14 protein-coding genes are annotated in these 15,521 nt (G+C 67.5%); 10 read left to right on the forward strand and 4 right to left on the reverse strand.

Annotated elements, in window-relative coordinates; translation table 11 throughout:
• Positions 1-38: 38 nt before the first annotated feature.
• The gene (locus ACIPV5_RS14320) at positions 39-1,067 is read right to left on the reverse strand and encodes a substrate-binding domain-containing protein (RefSeq protein ID WP_400341523.1); all 1,029 of its coding nucleotides are present in this window, start codon (positions 1,065-1,067) and stop codon (positions 39-41) included.
• Between the two features lie 122 nt (positions 1,068-1,189).
• Between ACIPV5_RS14320 and ACIPV5_RS14325 the strand changes: the two genes are divergently transcribed.
• Positions 1,190-2,053 carry a sugar phosphate isomerase/epimerase family protein gene (locus tag ACIPV5_RS14325; protein ID WP_400341525.1) on the forward strand — a complete coding sequence of 288 codons (864 nt, stop codon included), beginning with the start codon at positions 1,190-1,192 and terminating at the stop codon, positions 2,051-2,053.
• 16 nt (positions 2,054-2,069) lie between these two features.
• Here the strand turns inward: ACIPV5_RS14325 and ACIPV5_RS14330 are convergent, their stop codons facing one another.
• Complete coding sequence (locus tag ACIPV5_RS14330; RefSeq protein ID WP_215169499.1) at positions 2,070-2,831, reverse strand: GntR family transcriptional regulator; 762 nt, start codon at positions 2,829-2,831, stop codon at positions 2,070-2,072.
• Between the two features lie 161 nt (positions 2,832-2,992).
• Between ACIPV5_RS14330 and iolC the strand changes: the two genes are divergently transcribed.
• From iolC to ACIPV5_RS14370, 8 genes are read left to right on the forward strand one after another with little or no spacing between them, the layout of a single operon-like run.
• On the forward strand, positions 2,993-3,949 hold the full coding sequence (gene iolC / locus ACIPV5_RS14335) for a 5-dehydro-2-deoxygluconokinase (RefSeq protein WP_215169501.1): 957 nt from the start codon (positions 2,993-2,995) through the stop codon (positions 3,947-3,949).
• Positions 3,946-4,857 carry a deoxyribose-phosphate aldolase gene (locus ACIPV5_RS14340; protein WP_400341527.1) on the forward strand — a complete coding sequence of 304 codons (912 nt, stop codon included), beginning with the start codon at positions 3,946-3,948 and terminating at the stop codon, positions 4,855-4,857. Before iolC ends, ACIPV5_RS14340 begins: the two co-directional genes overlap by 4 nt.
• Before the next feature lie 23 nt (positions 4,858-4,880).
• Positions 4,881-6,401: a CoA-acylating methylmalonate-semialdehyde dehydrogenase gene (locus ACIPV5_RS14345; RefSeq protein ID WP_400341529.1), complete on the forward strand. Its 1,521-nt coding sequence runs from the start codon at positions 4,881-4,883 to the stop codon at positions 6,399-6,401.
• 60 nt (positions 6,402-6,461) lie between these two features.
• Positions 6,462-7,388, forward strand: coding sequence for a 5-deoxy-glucuronate isomerase (iolB, locus tag ACIPV5_RS14350; protein ID WP_400341531.1), 927 nt, complete (start codon positions 6,462-6,464; stop codon positions 7,386-7,388).
• Positions 7,388-9,301, forward strand: coding sequence for a 3D-(3,5/4)-trihydroxycyclohexane-1,2-dione acylhydrolase (decyclizing) (iolD, locus tag ACIPV5_RS14355; protein WP_400341533.1), 1,914 nt, complete (start codon positions 7,388-7,390; stop codon positions 9,299-9,301). The genes iolB and iolD overlap by 1 nt, the downstream gene beginning before the upstream one ends.
• Positions 9,302-9,319: 18 nt before the next feature.
• On the forward strand, positions 9,320-10,267 hold the full coding sequence (locus tag ACIPV5_RS14360) for a sugar phosphate isomerase/epimerase family protein (RefSeq protein ID WP_400341535.1): 948 nt from the start codon (positions 9,320-9,322) through the stop codon (positions 10,265-10,267).
• Between the two features lie 28 nt (positions 10,268-10,295).
• On the forward strand, positions 10,296-11,309 hold the full coding sequence (locus tag ACIPV5_RS14365; protein ID WP_400341536.1) for a Gfo/Idh/MocA family oxidoreductase: 1,014 nt from the start codon (positions 10,296-10,298) through the stop codon (positions 11,307-11,309).
• A gap of 17 nt (positions 11,310-11,326) precedes the next feature.
• On the forward strand, positions 11,327-12,193 hold the full coding sequence (locus ACIPV5_RS14370; RefSeq protein ID WP_400341538.1) for a sugar phosphate isomerase/epimerase family protein: 867 nt from the start codon (positions 11,327-11,329) through the stop codon (positions 12,191-12,193).
• 138 nt (positions 12,194-12,331) lie between these two features.
• On the opposite strand, the gene ACIPV5_RS14375 is transcribed toward ACIPV5_RS14370, so the two are convergent.
• Positions 12,332-13,780: a sugar porter family MFS transporter gene (locus ACIPV5_RS14375; RefSeq protein WP_400341540.1), complete on the reverse strand. Its 1,449-nt coding sequence runs from the start codon at positions 13,778-13,780 to the stop codon at positions 12,332-12,334.
• A gap of 183 nt (positions 13,781-13,963) precedes the next feature.
• On the opposite strand from ACIPV5_RS14375, the gene ACIPV5_RS14380 reads away from it, so the two are divergent.
• Complete coding sequence (locus tag ACIPV5_RS14380; RefSeq protein WP_400341542.1) at positions 13,964-14,371, forward strand: tautomerase family protein; 408 nt, start codon at positions 13,964-13,966, stop codon at positions 14,369-14,371.
• A 27-nt stretch (positions 14,372-14,398) separates the two neighbouring features.
• Here ACIPV5_RS14380 and ACIPV5_RS14385 read toward each other — a convergent pair whose 3' ends face one another.
• Positions 14,399-15,433, reverse strand: a complete 1,035-nt coding sequence (locus ACIPV5_RS14385) for a LacI family DNA-binding transcriptional regulator (RefSeq protein ID WP_400341544.1) — start codon at positions 15,431-15,433, stop codon at positions 14,399-14,401.
• Positions 15,434-15,521 lie beyond the last annotated feature (88 nt).

The raw sequence follows: 15,521 nt of genomic DNA on the forward strand, positions 1-15,521 counted from the left end.
GGCCGCGCCCCAGGCTGCGGCCCCCGCGAGTCGAGCTCTCAGAAACGGACGCCCTTGAGCTTGTCGTTCTCGAGCAGATCGACGTTCGACTCGTCGATCAGGCCGCGCCCGCCGGAGTTGATGTTGGCGGGGGAGAGGCCGAAGTCGATGTAGAGGATTCCCTGCGTGACGGACTGGAATCCCTGCACATACCCCTGCTGGTCGGCGGTCGCGATGATGTCGCCGCTCTTGATGCCCGCGACGACCTGCGGCGAGGTGTCGAAGCCGACGACCGGCACCTTCACTCCGGCCGCCTCCATCGCGGCGACGATGTTCCGGTGCGGGGTGCCGCCGAGAGGAGCGATCGCGGCGACATCCGGGTTGGCCGTGAGCCAGGCGGTCAGGGAGTTGAGCGCTTCCTCGTCGTTGCCCGAGGTGCGAAGGAATTCGCCCTTCGCGCCGACCTCGTCGAGCGAGGACTGCACGCCGCCGCCCCGGTTGATCGCGTAGGCCTGCTCGGGCTCTTCGGCGGGGAGCAGGACCTTGTCTCCGCTTCCGAGACCTGCTTCTTCGACGAGCCGTTCGCCGACGATCTCCCCGACTTCGAAGAAGTCCTGCCCCACGAAGCCCGACACGCAATCGGCGGCCGACTCGGGCGCCGGCACGTTGTAGGCGACGACGGTGATGCCCGCCTCGGCGGCGTCGCAGGCGACGCCCACCCACTTCTCGCCCTCGTTGAAGGGCATGAAGATCAGGGCGGGGTCGGTGGCGATCGCCGTCTGCACGAGGTCGACCATCTTGTCGGGATCGCCCTCGGCGGTCTGGTGTGTGAGCGTCAGATCTCCGAGTTCGGCGGCATCCTCGCCGCCCTGCAGGATCTGGGCCCAGAAGGGATCGCCCGCCGGGTTGTAGTAGGTGAAGAAGTAGGCGTTGCGGTTCTCGGCGAGAGAGCCGTAGCCGCTCTCGAGACCACTGGACGCGTCGGTCGAGCCGTCGGAGGCGGCGGCGGAGCAGCCCGCCAGGGCGAGGGCCGACACGGCGACGGCGACGAGTGCCATCCCGGTGCGGGAGCTGTGTGTGAGTGTCACGACGTCGTGATCCTTTCTTGCGCCGGCGGGTTCCGGCTACCGTCATTGGTGCGCTGAGCGTATCCAGCACCTGGCAAGAAGTCAATAGAATGTTCTGACATTCGGACCTATAGGGTGGGTAAGTGAAGATCTCGATGAATTCCACCGCTTCTTTCCACGGCACCACCCTGCGAGACATCGCCGTCGCGAAGTCGGCCGGATTCGATGCGGTGGAGTTGCAGACGCCGAAGCTGTTCCGGTTCCTCGACGCCGGCTACACTTCGCGCGACCTCGTGGGTCCGCTCGACGGGTTCGCCGTCTCGGGAGTGGGAGCGATCCAGGAGGCACCTCACGACCGGTTCGTCCGCGATGCCACTCGGCTGGCCGAGGTGGCCGAAGTGATCGGCGCTCCCTTCGTGCAGATGTGCACGGGGCCGGTCGACGTGCAGGTCGTCAAGGACTTTCGCGCAGGGACGCTGACGCCCGGCGACCTGCGCTATCGCGGCTCGCTCGGCCTGACGGACGCCGAGTCACTGGCCGAGACGGCTCACCGGGTCGCGCTCGCCGCGGACATCGCAGCCGATCACGGGGTGGGTCTGTATCTGGAGCCGTTGGCGTGGTCGCCGATCAACCGCGTGTCGCAGGCACTCGAGATCTTCGAGCGGATCGACCGGGCGAACGTGAGGCTGTGTGTGGACTTCTGGCACTTCTGGGCATCGGGCGACGCGCCGGAGGACGTCGCGGCGCTGCCCGCCGATCTGATCGCGGCCGTGCACGTCTGCGACGGCCTGCATGTGCCCGCGGGGGAGATCCCCGATCAGGGAGTCTCTCGCAACGTATGGACCGGTGCGGGCGACATCCCGCTGCAGGAATGGGTGGACGCTGTCCGCTCCACCGGGTACGACAGCTGGTACTGCTCGGAGATCTTCTGCGACAAGGTCGCGGAGCTCGACGATGAGCTCGTCGCCTCGACGCTCCGCAACACCATCAGCATGCTGCTGCGGTGAGGGCGAGCCGGTCGCGCTACTTGGCGACCAGCGTGGTCTCGAAGCTGTACAGATCGGGTCGGTAGATGTGCACTCCGAACTCGATCGCTCGGCCGGCGCCGTCGAACGAGGTGCGCTCCATCTGCAGCACGGGCCCGTCGCGATCGATGTCGAGCAGCTTGCCCTCATCGTCGTGAGCCCGTCGGGCGCCGATCCGCTGCTTCGCGACGCGGATCGTCACGCCTCGACTGCGCAGAATCTGGTAGAGGCCCTGATCCTCCAGCTGCTCCCGGGTGATCTCGGCGATATCGGCGGGGAACCAGTTCTCGAGGATCGCCACGGGGCTGCCGTCGGAGGTGCGACGGCGGCGGATGTGCAGCACCTCGGCGCCCGCTGGGACGCTCAGGTGCTCGGCGACGTTCTCGGGGGCGGGGGAGAGCTCGTGCAGCAGCACTGTCGTTCCGGGGCTGTGCTTCGTGCTCTGCAGGTCGTCGAAGAGGCTGGTGAGCTCGACCTGGCGGGTCACCTGCCCTTGCACCACCTGCGTGCCGATTCCGCGGCGACGTACGAGGAGGCCCCGATCCACGAGCTCCTGGATCGCCCGCCGAACGGTCGGGCGAGAGAGTCCCAGGCGCTCACCGATCGCGATCTCGTTCTCGAGGCGCGCACCCGGCGGGATCTCGCCCGATCGGATCGCCGCCTCGAGCCTGCTCGACACCTGGAAGTACAGGGGAATCGGCCCTGTGCGGTCCAGATCGTGGAACAGGTGGTCCGGCCATACGCCGTCCGTCGTCGCCATCTCGTGGTCTCCCTCGTTTGTCGCGACAATATTACCTCCTACAGACTTTGTCACCTCGGAGCGTGAGAGCCGGGCGCGCGGACCCCTTGCAAGAATCTTCCCTTGTGTTATTGTTAAGACATATCCCGCCCATTGCGATCAGGAAAGTTGTACACAGGAGTATGACCGGAGAAAAGACCTTCGACGTCGTCGCCCTCGGGCGCCTCGGCGTCGACATCTACCCCCTCGAAAGTGGCGTCGGTCTCGAGGACGTATCGACGTTCGGCAAGTACCTCGGCGGAAGCGCGGCGAACGTCGCCGTGGCTGCCGCTCGTTACGGTCGGGCCGTGCAGCTCGTCTCCCGGACGGGCGACGACCCCTTCGGTCGCTACCTGCATCGGGAGCTCACGAGGCTCGGCGTGGACGACTCTGCCGTCGCCGTCGATCCGGATCTGAAGACGCCCATCACCTTCTGCGAGATCTTCCCTCCCGATGATTTCCCGCTGTACTTCTACCGCGAGCCGAAGGCACCGGACCTCAACATCACGTCCGACCAGCTCGATGCGGGCGCCATCCGTGCAGCCGGCGTCCTCTGGGCGACGGTGACCGGTCTTTCGCAGGAGCCCAGCCGCCAGACGCACTTCGATGCCTGGGCGATGCGTGGTCGCGCAGATCACACAGTCCTCGATCTCGACTACCGGCCCATGTTCTGGGCCGACCCGAGCGAGGCGACCGCTCAGGTGGGTCGCGCTCTCGAGCACGTGACCGTGGCCGTCGGCAATCGCGAGGAGTGCGAGGTCGCCGTCGGCGAGACCGAGCCCCTCCGAGCCGCGGATGCTCTGCTGGAGCGCGGTGTGCGCCTGGCCATCGTCAAGCAGGGACCGAAGGGCGTGCTCGCCAAGACGGCCGACGAGACGGTCGAGGTGCCGCCCCACTTCGTGGACGTCGTCAACGGCCTCGGTGCCGGCGACGCGTTCGGCGGCGCCCTGTGTCACGGGCTCCTCTCGGGCTGGGGTCTCGAGGAGATCCTCCGGTTCGCCAACGTCGCCGGCGCGATCGTCGCCTCGCGACTGGAATGCTCGACCGCCATGCCCACCGTGTCCGAGGTGCAGCAACTACTCGAAGGAGCCCGAGGATGACCGGCATCACCCTCTCGGCAGACGACTTCTCCCGTCTCCGTGACCTGCGCGCCTCAGCGCCGCACGAGATCGCCACGCGACTGCGCGACCGCCGCCGCCGCGACCTGCTCGGGGTCGACGGGAAGCTGTTCATCGTCGCCGCCGACCACCCCGCCCGCGGCGCTCTCGCCGTGGGCTCCGACCCCATGGCGATGGCCGATCGGTATGACCTGCTCGATCGGCTCGCGACGGCGTTGAAGCGCCCGGGCGTCGACGGCGTGCTCGGCACCCCGGACATCATCGACGACCTGGCCGCCCTCGGGCTGCTCGACGACAAGATCGTCGTCGGGTCCATGAACCGAGGCGGTCTGCGGGGCGCGACGTTCGAGATGGACGACCGGTACGGCGCCTACACCGTCGACGAGCTCGCAGCGATCGGCGCGGATTTCGCGAAGACCCTGATCCGGATCAACCTCGACGATGCAGGAACCGCACCCACGCTGCAGGCGACGGCCGACGCTGTCACCGCCGCCGCGAGAGCTCGGCTGCCGATCATGCTCGAGCCGTTCCTCAGCCGCTGGAAAGACGGTCACATCGTCAACGATCTCTCGACGGATGCCGTCATCGCCTCGATCGCCATCGCGGCCGGCCTCGGCGCGTCGTCTGCGTACACGTGGATGAAGCTCCCGGTGGTCGAGGACATGGAGCGGGTGATGGCGGCGACCACCATGCCGACGCTGCTTCTCGGCGGCGACTCCGGCGCCGATCCCGACCAGACGTTCGCCGCGTGGGAGGACGCTCTCACCCTTCCCGGCGTGCGCGGGCTCACCGTCGGCCGCACGCTCCTCTATCCCCCTGATGGTGACGTCGCCTCTGCGGTCGATGCCGCAGCCGGGCTCGTCCGCGGCGCCGCCGCCTCCATCCGCTGAACTGCCTCCCCGAAGGATCACTCATGACCACCACTGAACCCCGCGTCATCTCCCACTGGATCGACGGCGCCGACAGTCCATCGAGCAGCGGACGCACCGCGCCCGTCTACAACCCCGCGACCGGGGCGGTGCAGGCGCACGTCGCGCTGGCCGACCAGGCCGAGATCGACGCGGCGATCGAATCCGCCCAGCGCGGATACCAGGTCTGGAAGACCTACTCGATCGCCAAGCGTCAGACCGTCATCTTCGCGTTCCGCGAGCTGTTGAACGCCCGCAAGCGCGAGCTCGCCGAGATCATCACGGCCGAGCACGGCAAGGTCGTCTCCGACGCCATGGGCGAGATCCTCCGCGGCCAGGAGGTCGTCGAACTCGCGACCGGATTCCCGCACCTCATCAAGGGGGCCTTCAGCGAGAACGCCTCGACCGGAGTCGATGTCTACTCGCTCAAGCAGCCCCTCGGAGTGGTCGGCATCATCAGCCCGTTCAACTTCCCCGCCATGGTGCCGATGTGGTTCTTCCCGGTCGCGATCGCCGCAGGCAACGCGGTCGTGCTCAAGCCCAGCGAGAAGGACCCTTCCGCCGCCCTCTGGCTCGCGCAGCTCTGGAAGGAAGCCGGTCTTCCCGACGGTGTGTTCACGGTGCTGCAGGGCGACAAGCTCGCTGTCGACGGTCTGCTCCACAGCCCGGTCGTGCAGTCGATCTCGTTCGTGGGCTCGACCCCGATCGCACAGTACATCTACGAGACGGCGTCGAAGAACGGCAAGCGGGTGCAGGCTCTCGGCGGCGCGAAGAACCACATGCTGGTGCTGCCCGACGCCGATCTCGACCTGGTCGCCGACCAGGCCGTCAACGCCGGATACGGCGCCGCTGGCGAGCGCTGCATGGCGATCTCGGTCGTGCTGGCCGTCGAGCCCGTCGCCGACGAACTGATCGCCAAGGTCTCGGAGCGCATCGCGAACCTGCGCATCGGCAACGGCGCGGGTGTCGACGGCGTCGAGCCCGACATGGGACCCCTGATCACCGGTGTGCACCGCGACAAGGTCGCCTCGTACGTCGACATCGCAGAAGCTGACGGCGCGAAGATCGTCGTCGACGGACGCGGCCTCACGATCGACGGACACGAAGACGGCTTCTTCTTCGGGCCGACCCTGATCGACGACATCCCGACCACGTCGCGCGCCTACACCGAGGAGATCTTCGGCCCGGTGCTCTCGGTCGTGAGGGTGCAGACCTTCCAGGAGGGTCTCGACCTGATCAACTCGGGCGAGTTCGGCAACGGCACCGCCATCTTCACCAACGACGGAGGCGCCGCCCGGCGCTTCCAGAGCGAGGTGGAGGTCGGGATGATCGGCATCAACGTGCCGATCCCCGTGCCGGTCGCGTACCACTCGTTCGGCGGCTGGAAGGCCTCGCTCTTCGGCGACGCGAAGGCGTACGGTGTGCACGGGTTCGACTTCTTCACGCGGGAGAAGGCGATCACCAGCCGCTGGCTCGACCCGGCCACGCACGGCGGAATCAACCTCGGATTCCCGCAGAACAACTGACCCGATCCGGATGCCGCCCGCGGGGGAGCGGGCGGCATCCATTCCTCTGAGAGCACGAAGATGAGCACCACAGAAGATCGCTGGTTCCACCGACGCGGCACACTCGCGCGCGACGGATGGCAGAGCGTGGTCGACGCCTCGCTCGCCGGGTGGCAGCACACCGGCATCCGCATCGCCGAGCTGACGGAGGGCGACGAGCTCGAGCTCACGGCCCTCGACGTCGAGCGGGTCATCGTGCCGCTGGCCGGGTCGTTCCGCATCGCGCATCACCATCACCCGGGTGAGTGGCACACACGACTGCACGGTCGTGCGTCGGTGTTCGACGGGCCGACCGACGTGCTGTATCTGTCGATCGGCACGACGGCGACCATCAGCGGCGAAGGCCGCGTCGCGGTCACCGAAGCGCCGACCGCCGAGCGTCGCGACTGGCAGTACATCGCCGCCGAGGAGACGCCCGTGGAGCTCCGCGGGGCGGGGCGCTCCAGCCGTCAGGTGCACAACTTCGGCACTCCGCAGGCGCTGGACGCCGCTCGGCTGATCGTCTGCGAGGTCATCACCCCGGCCGAGAACTGGTCGTCGTACCCTCCGCACAAGCACGACGAGCACAAGCCGGGGCACGAGTCGCGCCTCGAGGAGATCTATTACTTCGAGAGCGCCCCGTCGCGCTCGGGCGGCAACCCGGACGCGGCCGACGGCGCCTTCGGGATGTTCAGCACCTACTCCTCGCCCGCAGGTGAGATCGACATCAATGCGATGGTCGGCACCGGTGACATCGCACTCGTGCCCTATGGCTATCACGGCCCGGCCGTCGCCGCCCCGGGGTACGACCTCTACTACCTCAACGTCATGGCGGGTCCCGACCCGGAACGCACGTGGCTGATCAGCGACGATCCCGCTCATGCGTGGGTTCGCGACACCTGGGACGGTCAGGAGTTCGACTCCCGGCTGCCCTACGAGAACGAGAACGACAAGGAAGGCCAGCCCTGATGGTGAACACGAAGACGATGACCGTCAGCCAGGCGCTGGTCGAGTTCCTCGGACACCAGTGGACCGTCGACGGCGACATCCGCGAGCGCACGGTCGCGGGCATGTTCGGCATCTTCGGACACGGCAACGTCGCCGGCATCGGCCAGGCGCTCAAGCAGTTCAACGTCGAGCAGCCCGACCTGATGCCCTACTACCAGGCGCGCAACGAGCAGGCGATGGTCCACCAGTCCGTCGGATACGCCCGGATGCACCGGCGCCGCGGCACTCTCGCCTCCGCGGCCTCGGTCGGACCGGGTGCGGCGAACATGCTGACCGCGGCAGCCCTGGCGACCTCGAACCGGCTTCCCGCGCTGCTGCTGCCGAGCGACACCTTCGCCACCCGCGTGGCCGATCCCGTCCTTCAGCAGCTCGAGCACCCGCACGACCCCGGCATCCAGGTGACCGATGCCTTCCGGCCGCTGTCGGCGTTCTTCGACCGAGTTCAGCGCCCTGAGCAGCTGTACTCGATCGCGCTCGGCGCGATGCGCGCTCTCACCGACCCGGTGCAGACCGGAGCGGTGACGATCGCGCTGCCGGAGGACGTGCAGGCCGAGCGCATCGACGTGCCGCTGGAGTTCCTGCAGGACCGCGAGTGGCACGTGCGCCGGCCGCTGCCGGAGCGCGCGGCGCTCGCTCGTGCGGTCGCCGCCATCCGATCGGCGAAGCGCCCGTTCATCGTCGCCGGTGGCGGCGTGCTCTACTCCGGTGCGGAAGATCACCTGCGCACGCTCGTCGAGGCGACCGGCATCCCCGTCGGCACCTCGCAGGCGGGTGGCGGCTCGCTCGTCTGGGATCACCCGCAGTACCTCGGTGGCGTCGGCGCGACCGGCACTCTGGCAGCGAACCGCATCGCGGCGGAGGCAGACGTCGTGATCGGCATCGGCACGCGCTACAGCGATTTCACGACCGCCTCCCGTACGGCGTTCCAGAACCCCGACGTCGTGTTCGTGAACATCAACATCGCGTCTTTCGACGCCTACAAGCACGGCTCGCAGTTGCCGGTCATCGCCGATGCACGCGAGGCGCTGAGTGAACTCGCCATCGAGCTCGAGGGGTGGGAGATCACCTCCGAGTACACCGAGCGCATCGCCCGTGAGAAGGCGGCGTGGGACGCGAGCGTCGACGCGGCCTTCGCCCCGTCAGGACTCGCACTGCCCGGCCAGTCCGAGATCATCGGCGCCGTGCAGTCGGCTTCCGCCCCGGAAGACGTCATCGTGCAGGCCGCAGGCTCGCTGCCCGGAGACCTGCACAAGCTGTGGCGGGTGCGCGACCCCCTCGGCTACCACGTCGAGTACGCGTTCTCCTGCATGGGGTACGAGATCGCGGGCGGAATCGGCGCGAAGCGCGGGCTGGTCGCCGACGGCGACGACCGAGATGTCATCGTCATGGTGGGCGACGGCTCGTATCTGATGCTCAACACCGAACTCGTGACGGCCGTCGCCGAGGGCATCAAGGTGATCTTCGTCCTCATCCAGAACCACGGCTACGCGTCGATCGGGCACCTCTCCGAGACGGTCGGCTCCGACCGCTTCGGCACGTGGTATCGCGAGTACGATCCGCAGGCGCGCAACTTCCAGGGCGAGCAGACCCTGCCGATCGATCTCGCCGCGAACGCCCGCAGCTACGGACTCGACGTGATCGAGATCGAGCCGGGAGCCGGGGCCATCGACGCGCTGTCGGCGGCTGTCGCCGAGGCGAAGGCGTCGGCGACCTCGACCTTCATCCACATCAACAGCGACCCGCTCATCTATGCGCCGGACGGCGACGGGTGGTGGGACGTGCCCGTCCCCGAGGTCTCCACGCTCGCCAGCACGCAGCAGGCGCGCACCGAGTACCTCGCACAGCAGGCGCACCAGCGTCCGCTCCTCGGCTGACTTCAACGGAGAACTGACATGACTGACACCACCACCACCGCATCCGCGGCCGCAGGCGCCAACCCGGGTCTGCGCATCGGCACCGCTCCCGATTCCTGGGGCGTCTGGTTCCCGGACGACCCGAAGCAGGTGCCCTGGCAGCGCTTCCTCGACGAGGTCGTCGCCGCCGGGTACTCGTGGATCGAGCTCGGCCCGTACGGGTACCTGCCGACCGACCCGCATCAGCTCGAGGACGAGCTCGGCTCGCGGGGGCTCAAGCTGTCTGCGGGCACCGTCTTCACCGGGTTCCACAAGGGCGACGACCAGTGGCAGCGCGCCTGGGACCAGGCCCTCGCCGTCGCCGGACTCGCCTCCAAGCTGGGTGCAGAGCATCTGGTGGTCATCCCCGACCTGTGGCGCAGCGACGCGACGAGCGAGGTGCTCGAGGCGCGGACCCTCACCGACGAGCAGTGGAAGAAGCTCGCGGCAGGGCACGACCGTCTGGGCAAGGCTCTGCTCGAAGAATTCGGAGTGAAGCAGCAGTTCCACTCGCACGCGGACAGCCACGTGGGCACCACTCGTGAGGTCGTGCGCTTCCTCGACGAGACCGACGAGCGGTACACCAACCTGTGCCTCGACACCGGCCACTTCGCCTACTACGGCGGCGACAACGTCAAGCTCATCCAGGAGCGCCCCGAGCGCATCGGATACCTGCATCTCAAGCAGGTCGACACCCCGCTGCTCTTCGACGTGCTGAAGAACGACGTTCCCTTCGCGGATGCCGTCACGCAGGGGATCATGATCGAGCCGCCGCACGGCGTGCCAGATCTCGGACCGATCATCGACGCGGTCGCCGCGATCGACTCCGAGATCTTCGCGATCGTCGAGCAGGACATGTACGGCTGCGACGTCGACCGTCCCTTCCCCATCGCCCAGCGCACACGCGAGCACATCTTCGGATGCACGCACCTCGCCCGCATCCACTGATCCCTTCTCTTTCTGGAGCACTGAACTCATGACCACTGACCTCCGCATTGGCGTCGTCGGCGCCGGACTCATGGGCGCCGATCACATCGCCCGCATCACCCATCGCATCTCGGGCGCCGTCGTCTCGGCGATCATCGAGCCGGATCCGGGGCGTGCCGCCGCGGCTGTGTTCAACGCGCCGGGTGCTGCCGCCTTCAGCCGCGTCGAAGACGCGATTGCCGCTCACGCGGTCGACGCCGTGCTGATCGCCACACCCGGGCAGTTCCACGCCCCGGTGCTGATCCCCGCACTCGAGGCCGGCCTTCCGATCCTCTGCGAGAAGCCGCTCACGCCCGACTCCGCCACGTCGTGGGACATCATCGAGCGCGAGCAGAAGCTCGACAAGCCGCACATCCAGATCGGCTTCATGCGTCGTTTCGACCCGGAGTACGCGGCCCTGCGCGAACTGATCGCCTCAGGCGACGCCGGCGACCTGGTCATGGTGCGCGGTGTGCACCGCAACCCGTCCGTGCCCGACAGCTATACGCAGACGATGCTCATCACGGATTCGGTCGTGCATGAATTCGATGTGATCCCGTGGCTGGCCGACTCCGCGGTGAAGTCCGTGGAGGTCAAGTTCCCTCGCCGCAACAGCCTCACCCCCGAGCACCTGCGCGAGCCCATCCTCGTGATCATGGAGCTCGAGAACGGTGTGCTCGTCGATGTCGAGATGAACGTGAGCGTGCAGTTCGGCTACCAGGTCGGCACCGAGGCGGTGTTCGAGAAGGGCATCGCCCGCATCGGACAGCCGTCCGGCCTGCAGCAGTGGCGCGACGGACAGTTCTCGATCAAGGACCACACGAGCTTCACGACGCGCTTCGCGGAGGCGTACGACCGCCAGATCCAGCGGTGGGTGAATGCCGTCAAGGACGGCCGTCTTGTCGATGGTCCGAATGCCTGGGACGGATACCTCGTCGCACTCGCGTGCGAGGCGGGGGTCAAGGCGCTCGACGGCGGTATCGTTCCCGTCGAGGCAGCTGAGCGTCCTGCGTTCTACGCCTGAGCCGGAGAGGAACCGACATGGTCCGCATCGCACTCGACCCCACGCCGTACCACCACGATCACGCGCTCCTCGACTTCCCTGATGTCGCCGCACGTCTCGGGTACGAGTATCTGCACCTCACGCCGCACGCCGACTTCGCCCCGTTCTTCCGGCATCCGAAGGCGGATGATGCGCTCGCCGCGGCTCTCAAGAAGCGCGCGGCGGACGCGGGTGTGACGATCCCCGCGCTGCTCCCGGTGCAGCGCATCTCGTCTCCCGTCGAGGCGGAACGCACAGCGGCCGTGCGCAACATGCGGCGCATCATCGAGCTGGCCGTCGCTCTGGACGCCCCGGTGCTGAACACCGAGTTCTCGGGTCGACCGGAGCTCCAGGAGGAGAGCGAAGACGCGTTCTACCGCTCGATGGAGGAGCTGCTGCCCCTGCTCGAGCGGGAGGGGGTGCGGTTGAACATCGACCCGCACCCCGACGACTTCGTCGAGGACGGGCTCGAGGCCTGGCGGGTCATCCGCGGGCTGAACTCGTCGGCCGTCGGATTCGTGTACGTCGCCTCTCACACGTTCCACTACGGCGACCGTGCGGCGACTCTGCTTCCTGAGATCGGTGAGCGACTCGGCGCGGTCTACGCCGCCGACACATTCGACCACCATCGCTCTCACGGCCTGCGCTACATCTCGAACCCGCCCGGCAACGCGGCCCGCGTGCACCAGCACCTGCAGATCGGCGACGGCGACGTGAACTGGATCGAGCTGTTCGACACGCTGCGGGCGACCGGCTATCTCGATCGCCCCGATGCGCTGTTGGTCTCGAACGTCTTCGCCGAGGATGAGCGGGCAGACGAGGTCTCGCGCTTCCAGCTGCAGAGGCTGCGCGAACTGATCGGCTGAGTCCCGCGCACGAGTCGCGCGTCGCGCAGAAAAGCCCCCTCCTCGATCTCGAGGAGGGGGCTTGTCCATGGCCGGGGCGCACGAAGAAAGGGGGTGGCGAGCCGGTCAGGCTCGCCACCCCTTCTCAGAGGCGATGCATCAACGTCCCGCGAGGCGCTCCCGACGAGGGATCGTGCGGATCGCCTGGGTGCGGAAGTCCGTCTCGAGCGTCTCGAGCGAGCGGCCCTTGGTCTCAGGAACCTGGGTGAGCACGAACCACAGCGAGACGGCGTTGATCGCCGCGAAGAGCGCGAAAGTCCAGGTCGAACCGATGCCTTCGACGATCTGCGGGAAGACGAACGAGATGAACGCGTTCACGGTCCAGAGCACGAACACGGCGAGCCCCATCGCGAGTCCGCGGATCGCCAGCGGGAAGATCTCGCTCAGCAGCAGCCAGACGACGGTGCCGATGAAGCCCTGCACGAAGGCGACGAAGAGCATCATCGCGGCGAGGATCAGGTAGCTGACCCCGTCTGACTGGGGCAGCAGGAAGACCAGGGAGAGCACGATCTGCGAGCCGACCACGCCGCTGAAGCCGATGGCCAGCATCCTGCGACGGCCGATGAATCCGATCAACCAGATCCCCACGATGGTCATGATGACGCTGGTGAGCCCGACGCCGATCGTCGCGATGAGGGCGGCCTGGTCGCCGAGGCCCGTCTGGGTGAGGATGCTGGGAGCGTAGTAGTTGACCGTGTTGATGCCAGTGGCCTGCTGCACCGTCGCGAGACCGAAGCCGACGTACAGGAGCCGACGCATCCAGCGGTTGTCGCGCAGCGCGCGCCAGGCGTGGCGACGCTGATCGCCCTCGACGCTCGCGTTCTGCGCGATCTCGGCGAGCTCTGTCTCGACCTCCTCGGGCGTACGGCTCTTGCTGAGCACCAGTCGCGCTTCATCGAGACGACCTCGGGCGCCGAACCAGCGGGGTGATTCGGGCAGGAGCAGCATGCCGACGAGCAGGATGATCGCGGGCACGGATGCGACTGCCAGCATGATGCGCCAGACGTGCGTGTCACTGATCAGCACGGCGAGCAGTGCGTTGATCGCGAAGGCGAGCAGCTGACCCGTGACGATCATCAGCTCGTTGATCGTGACCATACGTCCGCGCTTGTCGGCCGGCGCCATCTCTGCGAGGTAGAGCGGGCACGCCACGGCAGCGGCGCCGACTCCGAACCCGAGGAAGATGCGCGCGACGACCATGATCGTGACGTTCGGGGCGATCGCGCAGGCGACGGCTCCGATCAGGAAGATCACGGCGCAGACGAGAAGGCTGCGCTTGCGCCCGAGCGCATCGGCGATGCGCCCACCCAGGAGCGCGCCGAAGGCGGCGCCGGGGAAGAGGAGTGCGCTGACGACCCAGGCTTCCTCTCCTGTCGACATCGCGAGGTCATCGCGCATGTACAGCAGTGCACCGGAGATGACTCCGGTGTCGTAACCGAAGAGCAGACCGCCGAGGGTGGAGATCACCGTGAGGCGAGCGAGGAACCCCCGCCCTGCGGTGCCGCCGGTCACAACCGACGACGGTCTGGTGATGCGGGAATTCGACACGAGGACGCTCCTTTGCGTGCAGTCGCCGCACGGTGGATGCCGCGGCGACGGAAGGGGTGATGCGGAACGTGACAAAGCGTTCCATGTAAAGACATTCTCGCATGGAGGAGTGTTTGGGCGCAAGGGTTTGACGGACTGATTCTAATAATGTGAGAATGTCAGGACAAATACTCAGGAGGAACCATGCCACTCGTACGGATCGACCACAGCGACGCCCGCTCGAACTCCCAGGAGATCTCGGAAGCGATCCACGACGCGATCGTCGAGGTCTACGGCATCCCAGTCCGCGACCGATTCCAGGTGATCACCTCTCGATCGGCGACCACGATCATCGCGGAGGATGCCGGTCTCGGCTTCGATCGGACCGACCCCGTGATCATCCAGATCTTCACCCAGCGTGGGCGCAGCGATCAGATGAAGCAGAGCCTGTACGCCGAGATCGCAGCCCGACTCGCTGCGGTGGGCGTCGTGGGCGAGGACGTCTTCATCGGCTATGTCGAGAACGGCCCTCAGGACTGGTCGTTCGGATTCGGGCGCGCGCAGTACCTCACTGGCGAGCTCGCCGTGCCCTCTGCTGCTCCCACGGCCTGACCGCAGCGCATCAGGCTGAGCCAGGCCTCACCCCACGGGTCGCGCGGTCGACTCGCGCACGACGAGATCGAGCGGTAGGACGACCTTCGACGGCACGCGATTCCGCTCGGGGTCGATGAGTGTCTCCATGGCCCGCGTGCCGATCTCGCGCAGCGGCGAGTGGAGGGTCGTCAGTGCCGGCACGGCGAGCTCGGCGCTGAAGATGTCGTCGAACCCGATCACGCTGAACGCCTCGGGCAGCGTGAGGCCGGCGCCTCGAGCCGCTCGGAGCAGTCCATGAGCGACCAGGTCGTTGTAGGCCAGAACTGCGGTCACGCCGCTGGCGCGCACGCGCCGGAGCGCATCCGCACCCGCGTCTACGGTCGGGGAGTCCACGGCGATCTCCACCAGGGAGATGTCACGCGACATCGCCAGGTCGAGCGTGAGCTCCCACCGGGAGCGGTTGATCTGCAGGCCGCCCAGGCCGAGGTACGCGACCGACCGATGCCCGAGATCTCGGAGGTGGTCGACGGCTGCGGTCAGTCCCATCGCCAGGTCGGGGATCACGCTCGGCAGGGACGGTGCCGAGTGATTGGCCGCCACGATCGGCTTCACGCGAGCCAGGTCTGCGAGGGCTGCATCGTCGAGGCGTGAGGCGACGACGAGCAGGCCGTCGACAGACGACTGCAGAGCCTCGATGGTCTCCCGTTCGATGTCGGCTGCGGCTTCGGTCTCCGACACGACGAGGGTGAAGCCGCCGGCACGGGCGACCTGCTCCGCGCCGCGGATCAGGTCGAAGTGCACCGGGTTCGTAATGTCGGGGAGCACGATCGCGAAGGTGCCCGACCGGCCGGTGGGAAGTGCTCTCGCCATCGGGTTGGCGCGGTAGCCGAGCTCCGCGGCCGCCGCGCGGATCTTCTCCTCGGTCGCCGCGTTCGTGCGACCCGGCTTGTTGAGGGCGCGGGAGACGGTCGAGGGATTGAGGCCGACCCGCTGCGCGATGTCGTAGATGGTGGGTCGGCGAGCCGAGCGCTCCTCGTCATCCGGAAGCTCGGGGGATGCGTGTGTCTCGTCTGGCGACATCGAGTGTCTTCCCCTCCATCGTGGCGACCGGCATCCGGTTCCTCGATCGTAGGGCAGGAGTCGCTTCGTGCAGGCGCTCAGCGGGTCG

It is taken from the genome of Microbacterium sp. NPDC090014 (genome assembly GCF_044748285.1).
GTDB lineage: Bacteria > Actinomycetota > Actinomycetes > Actinomycetales > Microbacteriaceae > Microbacterium.